The sequence below is a fragment of the Clostridium sp. Marseille-P299 genome, assembly GCF_900078195.1.
GTDB lineage: Bacteria > Bacillota > Clostridia > Lachnospirales > Lachnospiraceae > Lachnoclostridium.
Genome location: NZ_FJVE01000005.1, coordinates 15001 through 27547, shown reverse-complemented (window position 1 = coordinate 27547; position 12547 = coordinate 15001). Strand labels below are relative to the sequence as shown.

The following is a 12547-nucleotide window of genomic DNA, read 5'->3' as shown; positions in this document are numbered from 1 at the left end:
GGTTCATTTTCAAGAATATAAAAAAGTCATTTTTAAAATGATTTTATTGGATGTTAATTCAGAAAATTTAAAAAAATTTGCAAAAACTTGTGAAAACACGCTTGACAGTGGATATTTAATACTATATAATACACGAAGTGACTGAAAATGCACAGAATGCTGATAAACAGGGCATTTCAAGTATGGCATCTGCTAATTAAGCATCTGCTATTAAGATAGAAATGAAAACGCATATTTTTTAAGGAGGTAAACCAATGAAAAGCTTTATGGCAAGTCCAGCGACTATTGAAAGAAAATGGTATGTAGTTGATGCTACAGGACATACATTAGGACGTCTTTCTTCTGAGATCGCTAAAGTTTTAAGAGGTAAAAACAAAGCGATTTACACACCACACATCGATACTGGTGATTATGTAATCGTAGTTAACGCAGACAAAATCAAAGTTACAGGTAAGAAAATGGATCAAAAGATCTATTACAGCCACTCTGATTATCCAGGTGGAATGAGAGAAACAACATTAAAAGAAATGATGGCTAAAAAGCCTGAAGATGTTATTACTCTTGCAGTAAAAGGAATGCTTCCAAAGGGACCTTTAGGAAGATCAATGTTGAACAAATTACACGTATACGCTGGTCCAGAGCACAACAATGCAGCTCAAAAACCAGAAGTATTAGAAATCAAATATTAATTCGGACTGAAAGGAGGAAATAACATTGGCTAAAGCAAAATATTACGGAACTGGTAGAAGAAAAAGCAGTATTGCTAGAGTTTACTTAGTACCAGGTACAGGTAAAATTACTATAAATAAAAGAGATATGGACAACTATTTCGGACTTGAAACTTTAAAGCTTATCGTTCGTCAACCACTTGCACTTACAGAAACAGCAGATAAATTTGACGTTCTTGTAAATGTACATGGTGGTGGTTTCACTGGTCAAGCTGGTGCAATCAGACATGGTATCTCCAGAGCTTTATTACAGGCTGATGCAGATTACCGTCCAGCTTTAAAGAAAGCAGGATTCTTAACAAGAGATCCAAGAATGAAGGAAAGAAAGAAGTACGGCTTAAAAGCAGCTCGTCGTGCTCCACAGTTCTCCAAGAGATAATATTTCTCATTCAGAGAATCTTATATCGATTTATATTACCCTCAAAACCTTGTGTTTTGGGGGTTTTTTGTGTCTAAAAGACCTTAAATAGAGGGGGAGACACAATGTTTGAAAAAACTAAAAAATATATTCTATAGACTATATTATTAAATAATTAACATTACAAAGTAGAAATATTTCTAAACAATCATTTCTTTCTATTACCAAATATGATAATATATCATATATTTTGAAAATCTATATTATTATTTAGCATATATTTTTAGGAGATATATTCTTTAGATAAATGCTTTCTGAAGATCATTTTCGTAGAATTATAATATACAAATGCTGGATTATACAGCAAGCTGATCGAAGAAACTCATAAATGGGCAAGAATTTATTTCATAAAGATTTATAAAGGTCTCTATTGATTCACAGAAATATTGATTAGGAGGAAACTGCTATGCTGCTAAGAAGTCTAAAGGGTATCTACACCATAAATTACGATGAAGATAAAAGAATTGTCTTTGAGGAATCAATAGGGCATTGGAGAAGGGAAGATTATGAGGAGTACCATAAGCAGTTTGTGAATTTAATAGGGCCTGCGATTGGAAATCAACCATGGGCATTAGTATCAGATTTAAGAAAATATGAAATGTCCGATCTTGACGACATTATGATAAAACATACCGAATGGCTAGCCTTAAATAATCTACAGTATGCCGCGGCTATCGTTGATAGTACATATGTAAAAATGCAGATTAATAAGGCAATCTTTATTAAGTTTCCACAACAAATTTTTAGTAATGAAGAAGAGGCTATGGCTTGGTTAAAATCGAAAGGATTCTAACATGTCAATCAGAGAAGAAAACACTTGTTATAGAAAAAGAATGAATACTATTTTTAATAAGTTTTTAACTATAGTAAAATGAATAGGTTTAAATAGAAATTAAAGCTAATATAAGCTGACATGAAATTGTAAATCGATTTAAGTGATTTACGATTTCATGTCAGCTTTTTATTTCGAGAGAGTTGATGTTGCTTACTAATATATGAATCATATAAGTTCTATACTGGCCTATAACCTTAATTCATGTGCAAAATGCTTCCGTGGCATCTTTAGGTAGCGCTACTTTTCTTAAATTATACCTCATAAAAACAGGATGACAAATATATCCAAAAAAGCACAACCAAGTGACGTGACTTTTTAAGGTATTCTATGTAAAATATACACAAAAGCAATAAGAATTTTCTTTATTTTTTAGCAAATTGCATACTATGATTTTACAAAATTAGGGGAGGGGTATATATAATGTCTAAAACAACAACTAAGACAGCAACTAAGAGAAAAAAATCATATAGTAAAAAGAAGACGCTTCTATTATTAAGTATGGTTGCACCTGGAGCTATTTGGCTGATACTGCTTCGGTATTTACCGATGGTTGGTATTGTAATAGCATTCAAAGATTATAAATTTTATACAAAAGCACCAACTTTATTAAATAATATCAAGCATAGCCAGTGGGTGGGGTTAAAAAACTTTGAATTTTTATTTAAAACCTCGGATTCATGGAAGATCATTCGTAATACCATTGGATACAATGCTCTTTGGATTGTATTGGGCTTAGTTATTTCAGTATCATTTGCCATTATGCTTAATGAAATTACGAATAAGTTTGTAGCTAAGTCTTATCAAACATTAATGTTTTTCCCATATTTCTTAAGCTGGGTAGTAGCAAGTTATTTTGTTATGGCTTTTCTTGATCCAACAAGTGGGTTGTTAGTTCATCTTCAGCAGAAGTGGGGTATGAAAGTTACGGATTGGTATAATGATTACCGGCCATGGCCTTACATTTTAACCATAGCAAACTTATGGAAAAATGTTGGGTATTCAACCATCCTTTATTTAGCTGGTATTACTGGTATTGATCACAGTCAATACGAGGCAGCAAGCATTGATGGTGCAAGTAAATGGCAACAAATTCGTTATGTAACGCTACCACATTTAAAGCCAATGATTATAGTACTGTTTATTATGAATGTTGGTAGGATAATTAACGCTGACTTTGGATTGTTCTGGAATGTACCAATGAATTCAGGTATATTGCTACCTGCAACACAGGTAATTGATACATATGTATATCGTGTTCTTACAGCAACGAATAATTACGGAATGAGTACAGCAGCTGGACTTTTACAAAATATTGTTGGATTTATTTGTATTATGATAGCGAATACAATTGTTCGTAAGGTTGATGAAGAGAGTAGTCTGTTTTAGGGAGGGTAATATATATGAATAAAAGTAAAAATATTAATACTAGCTTTAAGAGTAAAAGAAAATCGCGTCTCAATACGGTTAGTGTACCCGCAGAGATTATCATATATATTATTTTGGGTTTGTTCTGCTTATTGTGCATTGTTCCTTTTATATTTGTTGTTATAATTTCTTTTACATCAATGGACAGTATACGTGAAATAGGTTATTCATTTTGGCCGAAGGAATGGGCGCTGGATGCATATAAATATGTAATTGACTTAGGTGATCAGTTATGGAGGTCCTATTTTAATAGTTTTTTTATAACAATCTTAGGTACAATTTTAAGTGTTTTAATGTGTATATTGTATTCTTACGCTTTATTCCGTCAAGATTTTAAGTATCGTAGGTTTTTTTCATTTTTTAGTTTTTTTACTATGATGTTTGGTGGTGGACTCGCTCCAACATATGTAGTTTGTAAGACTTTACTAGGATTAAGTGATAATTATGCAGCTTTAATTGTTCCTATGTTAGTAAGTCCATTCAATATTATCATTATGAGAACCTTTTTTCAAAGCTCAGTTCCAGATTCTTTGATTGAAGCAGCAGCCATTGATGGCAGTGGAGAGTATAACACATTATTTAGAATTATAATTCCGATAGCAAAACCAGGTATCGCAACGGTTGGATTACTAAATGCATTGGCATATTGGAATGAATGGTTTATTGCAATGTTATATGTGCGTGATGCAAAGTATTATCCTCTTCAATATTTATTAATGCAGATGCAAAATAATGTTGAGTTTTTAGTAAAGAATGCGAATATTCTAGGAGTAGAAGCAGCAAATATTCGAGCCAATTTACCATCGGATAGTTTGCGTATGGCTTTAGTAGTACTGATTGTTGTACCAATTGCATGTGCTTATCCATTTTTCCAACGTTACATTATTTCAGGCTTGACAATTGGTTCTGTAAAGGGGTAAGAACGGTTAGCAAAGCTACCGCTTACATAAAAAAATAATTTAGGAGGAGTTATTTATGAAAAAGGTACTATCAATTATCCTTTCCATTATGTTGTTAGCAACGGTATTATCCGGTTGTGCTAAAAAGCCAACAGAAAAGGTTGATTCCCCAAAGACTCAAACTGAGACAACACCAACAACAGCAGCAAAGGACGATCCAACAAAAGCACCAGATACAAATGATACAGAAATCGATATATCCAAACCAGTAACTCTTAAATGGTATCTTCATGGAAGTAACGTAACTGATGATACAGCAGTATTAGAAAAAGCTAATGAGTATTTAAAAGAGAAGCTTAATGTTACTCTAGAACCAATCTGGGGAACATGGGGTGACTTTGATACAAACGCAGTTCTTGCAATCAACGGTGGCGATGATGTTGACATCTATTTTACATGCTCTTGGAGTGCAGATGAATATAATGCATTTGCTAGAAAAGGTGCATGGGTTAAATTAGACGATCCTGCGAATAACTTGATTGAAAAGTATGCAAGCGACTTATGGAATCTTATACCAAAAGTTTTAACTGACGGTGCGAAAGTAGATGGCGCTGATGGTGTGGGTGTATATGCAGTACCTGGTTATAAAGATATTGCTACTCAAAACTGCTGGGATATTAATGTTACATTATTAGAGAAGTATGGTTATACATTAGATGATATTAAGAATACAGATTACTATGGATTTGGTGACATTCTTGCTACAGTTAAGGCAGGAGAAGGCGCTGACTTCTATCCATTATTAGTAGAAGGTGCTGTTCTTGAAAGAATGGTAAATAACTCTATTATTGTAACTGGTGATTCTGGTACAAATAATCTTCTATCTTATTACATTAATCCAACAGATACTGCAGCAGAAGGTCCTTATGGAAATCAAATTTTAAGTAAATTTGAAACTCCTGAATATAAGAAATTTGTTGAGAAGACTCGTGAATACTATTTAGCTGGATACATTGATCCTGCAATGGGTAATGCAAATCAAGCAAATGATACACGTGCAAACAAACAGCTTACAGGTTCTTATTTAATCGGAACACAAAGTTATGCTCTTGGTTATGAACTTCAAGCAAGTAAAGAGCGTGGAATACATGTAGAAATGGTTCCAGCAACACCAGCTTATGTTGATACAACATCCTCTCAAGGAGCTATGATGGCTATTTCTACAGCATCAAAAAATCCTGAGCGTGCTATGATGTTCCTTAATCTCTTAAACACAGATCCATATCTTATGACATTACTTAACTATGGTGTTGAGGGTGTTCATTATAATATGGTAAATGGAGAAGTTGTATTTACTGAAAAACGTGATGATTATATGCCATGGACAAATGGTATGGGTAACGTTACACAATTACCTCCACAAGAAGGTCAGGGACTAAATTTCTGGGAAGACTTTAAGGCATATTATGGTGCTGCTGGTTCTATTCCAATCCTTGGATGGGCATTTAATTCAACTAGTGTTGAAACAGAACTTGGTGCTTTAGCAAACGTTGCAGCAGAATATGCTCTTGCACTAAATACAGGTACTGTTGATCCTAGCGATGCATTACCAAAATTCATACAAAAATTAAAAGATAATGGTATGGATAAGGTAGTAGGAGAAGCTAATACTCAGTTACAAAAATACTTAAATGATAAAAAATAGTTTTTAAAAAGTTCTATTTAGCAAGTTAAAAAACCCTCTGTTATTGTTCACATTATCGTGATATATAACAGGGGGTTTTATTTATTCTGATTCTTAAGATTTATGAACGTAGAGCCATAAAGTGCTTCATGTTTATGAGTTAAAAATACTGCGTAATTAATAGTGGTTTTTTATAAAATACGCTTGCTAATGTACTATAGTCAGTATTGGTGTTAATAGAATCTAGAAAAGTGATTGCCTTTGTATCGCAGGCACCAGCAATAAAGCGTGAAAATTGTGATATGCTAAGTGAAATATCTGCTTGTTCCTCAGTAGTACAAACTGTAATTGCTTTTCCGTCAACAAAACTAACGTAAAAGCGATTATTGTTTTGTGGTATGATAGTGTCACTGATTTCAATAATTATACTACCGTTTCCTATGTAACGTGCCTTTTTTAATACCTGCATTACATTGACAACTCGAACCATACCACAATGTACTATTTCACAGGAACCAGCACCCATCGACCATTCAGGCAGAAATAATGTAATATCACAATCCGTTGGGATTTCAAAAGTTATGTAGAGATGGTCGCTTGAATAAGTGTAGGCAAGATTCATTAGTCCTTGGAAACCTTCTGCATCTTTAAAAAAGAATCGGGTACATTTTAAATGCTGTTCAAAGCCTTGTCGCTCCTTAACAAAAGTCATAAATCCTTTTGGAACACCATTTCTTGCCTTATATAGATATGTAAATGTCTGATCTTTCGCAGGATTAACTTGATTTACCCATTCATATTCATAAGCTTCGTTTATAACCATCATATTGTATTTATTTTGCCACGTCTCGTATATGTCTTGAATATCATTTTTCATCGTATGTCCTTGTTCAAGCAGATAACAAGAGCCATCTAGCTGAGCGAATGGAATAGAACTTAAGCGAATTCGATATCGTAAGCGCTCACAGCATATTTCATAACCAAATTTTCTATAGTAGGCAGTTGAAAAAGGATAGAGATATGAAAAATCAACACTACTTTCATACATGGAAGGTAGCGCTGCTTCAAAACAGGCTCTGATACCTCCAGTTCTACGGTATTGAGGTAAGGTAGCAACCCCACCGATGCCAACCATTTTGCAATGGTGGCCATCAAACTGTATTGAGAAAGGAGTTGCTATAAAATTGCTCATCATTGTCATGTTATCATCTTCAAAGGCAGCCCAACGTTCAAGACAATATACATCATCTCTAGATTTGGAATTGTTAAAACTTTTTTCGTAAATTTCGTCAGCTGTTTTTGTGTTATCCATTTCAAATTCAAAAGCAATTGCAAATAGCTCATTCGTACGTTTTAATTCTTCTGGTTTTATTTTTCTAACAATCATATACAACACCCCATTGTATACCTTTCTATTGTTCTCAGTAAATAATGCATCACAATTGGAGAAGGATTTATTGATGCAAAAATAACTGGATAATATACAAATATTGTCTTAGAGTAAGGAGTTTTTGTCAATAAATATAATCGGTTTTTATATGCTGATTTTGTTATTCATATGTAACCTTCTTTAATATAAATAAAAAGGCTCTCTTTAGATGAATATAAAAATAAAATTTGAGAATAACAACTTAATAAAGCCAAAATATGGGGAAATTTAACTACTACAAATGATTAATTCAGAATGTATGGAATTTTTTCGAAAATTGTGCTATAATATAAGTATAACAGGCTTTTTTAATAACAATTTGTGTTGTTGGACTAGCGATTTCTATTGGCATAGCACAGAAAGTAGGTATTAAAATGTATCAAATCAATGATGTAATAGTTTATGAAAATGGAGGCGTATGTAAAATCACAGATATTGGTGTACCTGATTTTGTTACCACTGATGAAAGGTATTATACATTGCAGCCGATATGCGATAATGGCGGCACGATATATGTGAAGATAAATAATGATAAAGTTTTCATGAGGTCAGTTATAACCAAAGAGGAGGCAGAAAGCTATTTATCAGAGGTGCCAAAAATGGAAGAGTTATATAGTACAAATGATAAACTAAGAGATAAAGAATTTAGGGAAGCTATAAAATCCTGTGAATTTAAAAAATGCTTACAAGTGATTAAGGGGATTACAATGGAACGTAATCGCAGAAATAAAACTGGTAAGAGACTGAATATGAGCGATGATAAAAATCTTCAAAAAGCAGGTAAATTAGTTAGTGCTGAGTGTTCAGTTATATTTGATATAACTATGGAAGAGGCAAAATCAAAAATAAAAGAAGCTATGGGTATTAATGAAGAATAGTTTAATAAGATGTCGTAAATTAAATTTTACGATATCTTTTTTATTTTATAGGAAATAAAGGAATGGGCCATATAATTTTATATGTAGTAATATGAGCTCTTAAATATATTAAGATTACATTAAAATAGTAAAAACATGGAAAAGATTTAAGGGATGTAGTAAAATATATATGAAACACAAAAAATTACAATTAAAACAAATATATGGAAAGGAGTATATGGATGTCAATGAGACTAAAAGTTATAGGTAAAGTAGTAAGTGGATTGTTATTAATCGCAATGGTACTTGCTGGAACTATATCAGTAAAAGGTGCTGAAAATAGTATTAAAAGAATGGATGCCAATAAACAATTGATTACCAATAATTCAGAAATAAAGACGAAATCTAATAATAATCTTGAGGCTAATAATATTATAACGATAGAACCACGGAAAAACTATAATGGATATCAAGATGATTCTTCAGGGATAAAATTATATCAAATAACAATGAAAAGTTCAGGAACTATGAGTGTTACAATTACTCCACAAAACAATACTAAAATGAATTCTGTTAAGTTACAGATTTTAGATAGTAATAAAGAAACCTTGGGGGTAGAAACATTACATTATACGAATCATGTAAATGGAGTTTATGGTAGTGTATCGAAAAAACTCATTCTGAGTGAGGGAACTTATTATATTCAATTAAATACTAGTTGTGGAGCTTATGATATTACGTATACTTCTACTAGAATGATTGATATAGCAGGTTCAAGTAAGGAAAACGCAATGCCAATTGCAGTTGGAGGAATTGGAGTAAAAGGATTTTGTACGGTATCGGATTCTCTAGAGGATGTGGATTGGTTTCAATTTACAATATCAAAATACAAAGAACTGGATATTAAAGTGATTACAAAGACAGAAGGAGCATTAAAGTTTGAATTATGTAATTCCAATGGAGAAATATATGGTGGAGCGAAAGAACTGAGGGGTACTCATTTTGGTATAGGTAAGGCCCTACCTAAAGGAACCTACTATATAAAAATATATAAAGATCGTATGGATAGTTTAGGGACCTATTCAATTAAAATAAGTGAAACATCACTTTTTAAATAGTGTCTTATAAGATTTAAAAATAAAAAAAGAGGTTGTTGTAAAATCAAAGGATACTTAGGTAAATTTGATTTTACAGCAACCTCTTTTGGTAAATTGTTTATTTATCATAAATAGTAGAATGCCAGTCTAAATGCTATATCCACGCACCATCAAATTTAATGACTTGTCCTGTCAAATAAGTATGTCCTTTACATAAATCATATACTAGTTCAGCAACTTCTTCAGCTTTCCCCATTCTTCCACTTGGAATTTCATCTTCAAGCATTCTAAGCTCATCGTCTGTAAAACAACGATTCATATCGGTATCGATCGCCCCACATGCAATTGCATTTACTTGAATATTACTAGGTGCAAGCTCCTTTGCAAGTGCTTTCGTAAATGAGTTTACGGCTCCCTTAGAAGCGGAGTAAGCTACTTCACATGAAGCACCAACACAACCCCAAACAGATGATATATTAATAATTTTTCCGTATTTTTTAGAGACCATGGCTGGTACTGCAAAATGGCAGCAGTTAAAAATAGAGTCTAAATTCGTATTTATTAACTTATCCCAGTCTTGTTTCGTCATATCTGTGAATAAACCTACATAAGAAATACCAGCATTGTTGATAAGTATGTCTACAGACCCAAAACGTTGTTCAATTTGTTGGAAAAGTTCATGTGCGACTTCGTAGGAACCGATGTCTCCTAGAAAGGAGAGACAATCGCATCCATAGGACTTTATTTCATTTTCAAGTTGTAATAAAAGCTCACGATTTTTTACTCCATTAAGAACGATAGAGTAACCTTCTTTTGCAAGTTTTATGGCTATGGCTCTTCCGATTCCTCTTGTAGAACCAGTGACTAATGCAACTCTTGATTTCATGTTTTTCTCCATTCTGATTTCATTTCATATTATGAATCTAGCACCTTTTTAATTGTTAACTTTATTATGTACTTATGCTATACTACATATTATAGCATATTTAAAACTTGGAGTTTGTAATTCATGTGAAATATATGATTTTATAGTAAGGTGAAGAGATTTTATTCAAGGAAGGTAAAAGAGTGTGAGCATAAGAAAAGGAATAATAAAAACGGTGATTGCTACTTCTATTATAATATTAGTACCCATTTGCCTAGCAATAACAGGGTACCAATTGATTAATAATCATTATCAGCTACCCGAATCAGTTATTGATTATATGGTAAATAAGAAAAACGAAATAAGCAAAGAACCGGTAGAGATAACACCAGAAGAAGTAAGTTTAAAACTAAATACAAAAACATTATATTTTATATTAAATGAAGAAAATAATCAAATTGAATATATGTTAGTAGAGTTATTAAACTGTAAAACAAATAAGTTAAAATTTCTAACCATACCAACAACAACGAAAATAACATTATCGAATACGCTGTTTCAAAAATTGAAAGAGACTTATGTCTCCGTACCACAAATGATGAAACTTTCCATGTTATATCAATATTTTGGAAATGAGGATGCTTATACATATGGTATGGATATTGTAGAAGAGGCATTTGGTGTACATATGGATTACTATTTGGTAATGAATACGGAGAATTATAAAAAACTATTTGAAACAAATAAGAATGGAATAGAAGTATTAAAAGAAGAATGGACCTCTTCTATAAATAATATTGTAACGAAAAAGAATACTAAAGAAACGCTTTTAAAAATTAATGAAATGCAAGAGTCAAGCTTTTCGTTAGAGCGTCGATTTAATTATCTAGAAACTTATGAAACACTATCTACTTCTGATTTATCTTTTGAAATAATTCAAGGGGAGCAAAAGAATGAATCCTTTGTTCCTGAGTTAGAGGAGATAAAGAGAAGTATTTTAGAGTTTTGTAATATTTCATAATCGGTTGCATTTTAAAGATTCGTCGTTTAATTACAAATTATAATTAATTTAGAAAGATTTGTATAAACTATTTAAATGTATGTAGTTTAATTTTATAAAGGATTTATGATTTACCATACTGTGTCATGGGATTATAAACATCGATTGGTAGATACAGCATGATAAAGAAAAGTTAGTGATATTATAGGTTTATGAATTTTGGAGGTATTATGGAACTTTTGTTAAAGAAGTTGAAGTCTAGAGATTTGATTTATATAGTGATTGGAACATTTTTGGTTGCTGTATCAATCAAATGCGTATACGATCCTATGGGAATGGTAACAGGTGGTGTAAGTGGTCTTGCTATTGTTGTAAAATATATATCAGGTTTAAAATTTGAGGGTGGAATCCCACTTTGGGTAACAGACTTGGCGTGTAATTTACCTCTTTTTATATCCGCTTATTTTATATTGGGGAAAAAGAAATTAGGCAAAACATTGTTTGCGGCGTTAAGCTTAACAACATTTATTGCTTTACTTCCGAGCATAGAGATATTTTCAGATGATATATTTTTGGCAGCAGTATTTGGTGGAGTTGTTACAGGAACAGGATTGGGATTAGTTTTAGCAACGATGACTACAACTGGTGGCACGGATCTATTAAGTATGCTGATTCATGAAAAGAAAAAGCATATATCTGTTCCAACAATCCTCTTAGTTGTGGATGCGTGTGTTGTAACATTAGGTGTGTTTGTATTTGGTATTAACAAAGCATTGTATGCTATTATAGCCATTTACATTACTTCTAAAATATCAGATGGATTATTAGAAGGTCTTAAATTTGCAAAAGTGGCATACATTATATCAGACAACTATCTTGAAATAGCACAAGAAATTCTAGAAGTTATGGACCGTGGGGTAACGGGACTTAATGCAACTGGAATGTATTCTAATAGTGAGAAAAAGATGCTTTTTTGTGTTGTTTCAAAGAAGGAAATGGTTAAGCTTATTGATATAGTAAACGAAAAAGATGAGAAAGCTTTTGTTATAGTAAGTGATGTCCGAGAAGTAATGGGGGAGGGGTTTATAGAATATAAACAGTAAAAATACTTGAAAACAGTGAATTTCTGAGTAAAAATACTTCTTTGTACAAAGAGTATACAAATTACACAAATCGTGAAAAATTTATTTGTTAAAATGGGATATGGCTTTTGAAAATTAAATAGTGTATGATTAATACATGTTAGTAATAAGTAGTTTGAACGTTATTTGAAGAGTGCGCAAAAGAAATTATTTTAGGAGGAACTAATA

Annotated in this window: 12 protein-coding genes; 10 read left to right on the top strand and 2 right to left on the bottom strand. The window is 32.2% G+C overall.

Features of this window, described 5'->3' with window-relative positions; all coding sequences use genetic code 11:
* Positions 1 to 254 precede the first annotated feature (254 nt).
* The 6 genes from rplM to BN4220_RS01880 all read left to right on the top strand — a co-directional run bounded on the left by rplM (position 255) and on the right by BN4220_RS01880 (position 6010).
* A complete protein-coding gene (gene rplM / locus BN4220_RS01905) occupies positions 255 to 689 on the top strand; it encodes a 50S ribosomal protein L13 (RefSeq protein ID WP_066712848.1) in 435 nt (144 codons plus the stop codon).
* 25 nt (positions 690 to 714) lie between these two features.
* The gene (rpsI, locus tag BN4220_RS01900) at positions 715 to 1107 is read left to right on the top strand and encodes a 30S ribosomal protein S9 (protein ID WP_066712846.1); all 393 of its coding nucleotides are present in this window, start codon (positions 715 to 717) and stop codon (positions 1105 to 1107) included.
* A gap of 445 nt (positions 1108 to 1552) precedes the next feature.
* Positions 1553 to 1939 (top strand): STAS/SEC14 domain-containing protein, encoded by a 387-nt coding sequence (locus BN4220_RS01895; protein WP_066712844.1) that lies wholly within the window; start codon positions 1553 to 1555, stop codon positions 1937 to 1939.
* Positions 1940 to 2401: 462 nt separating this feature from the next.
* A complete protein-coding gene (locus BN4220_RS01890) occupies positions 2402 to 3367 on the top strand; it encodes an ABC transporter permease (RefSeq protein ID WP_082811976.1) in 966 nt (321 codons plus the stop codon).
* Positions 3368 to 3381: 14 nt separating this feature from the next.
* Positions 3382 to 4326 carry a carbohydrate ABC transporter permease gene (locus tag BN4220_RS01885; RefSeq protein ID WP_082811974.1) on the top strand — a complete coding sequence of 315 codons (945 nt, stop codon included), beginning with the start codon at positions 3382 to 3384 and terminating at the stop codon, positions 4324 to 4326.
* 55 nt (positions 4327 to 4381) lie between these two features.
* Entirely contained in the window at positions 4382 to 6010 is a 1629-nt protein-coding gene (locus tag BN4220_RS01880) for an ABC transporter substrate-binding protein (protein WP_066712842.1), read from the top strand.
* Positions 6011 to 6149: 139 nt separating this feature from the next.
* Here the strand turns inward: BN4220_RS01880 and BN4220_RS01875 are convergent, their stop codons facing one another.
* The gene (locus BN4220_RS01875; protein WP_066712839.1) at positions 6150 to 7376 is read right to left on the bottom strand and encodes a GNAT family N-acetyltransferase; all 1227 of its coding nucleotides are present in this window, start codon (positions 7374 to 7376) and stop codon (positions 6150 to 6152) included.
* Positions 7377 to 7792: 416 nt separating this feature from the next.
* Between BN4220_RS01875 and BN4220_RS01870 the strand changes: the two genes are divergently transcribed.
* On the top strand, positions 7793 to 8296 hold the full coding sequence (locus BN4220_RS01870; RefSeq protein ID WP_066712837.1) for a CarD family transcriptional regulator: 504 nt from the start codon (positions 7793 to 7795) through the stop codon (positions 8294 to 8296).
* 221 nt (positions 8297 to 8517) lie between these two features.
* Entirely contained in the window at positions 8518 to 9393 is an 876-nt protein-coding gene (locus tag BN4220_RS01865) for a hypothetical protein (protein WP_066712836.1), read from the top strand.
* Positions 9394 to 9526: 133 nt separating this feature from the next.
* Here BN4220_RS01865 and BN4220_RS01860 read toward each other — a convergent pair whose 3' ends face one another.
* Positions 9527 to 10258, bottom strand: coding sequence for an elongation factor P 5-aminopentanone reductase (locus BN4220_RS01860; protein WP_066712835.1), 732 nt, complete (start codon positions 10256 to 10258; stop codon positions 9527 to 9529).
* Positions 10259 to 10442: 184 nt separating this feature from the next.
* Between BN4220_RS01860 and BN4220_RS01855 the strand changes: the two genes are divergently transcribed.
* Together BN4220_RS01855 and BN4220_RS01850 are read left to right on the top strand one after the other, a co-directional pair.
* Complete coding sequence (locus tag BN4220_RS01855; protein ID WP_066712834.1) at positions 10443 to 11258, top strand: LCP family glycopolymer transferase; 816 nt, start codon at positions 10443 to 10445, stop codon at positions 11256 to 11258.
* A gap of 209 nt (positions 11259 to 11467) precedes the next feature.
* Complete coding sequence (locus BN4220_RS01850; RefSeq protein ID WP_066712833.1) at positions 11468 to 12340, top strand: YitT family protein; 873 nt, start codon at positions 11468 to 11470, stop codon at positions 12338 to 12340.
* Positions 12341 to 12547 lie beyond the last annotated feature (207 nt).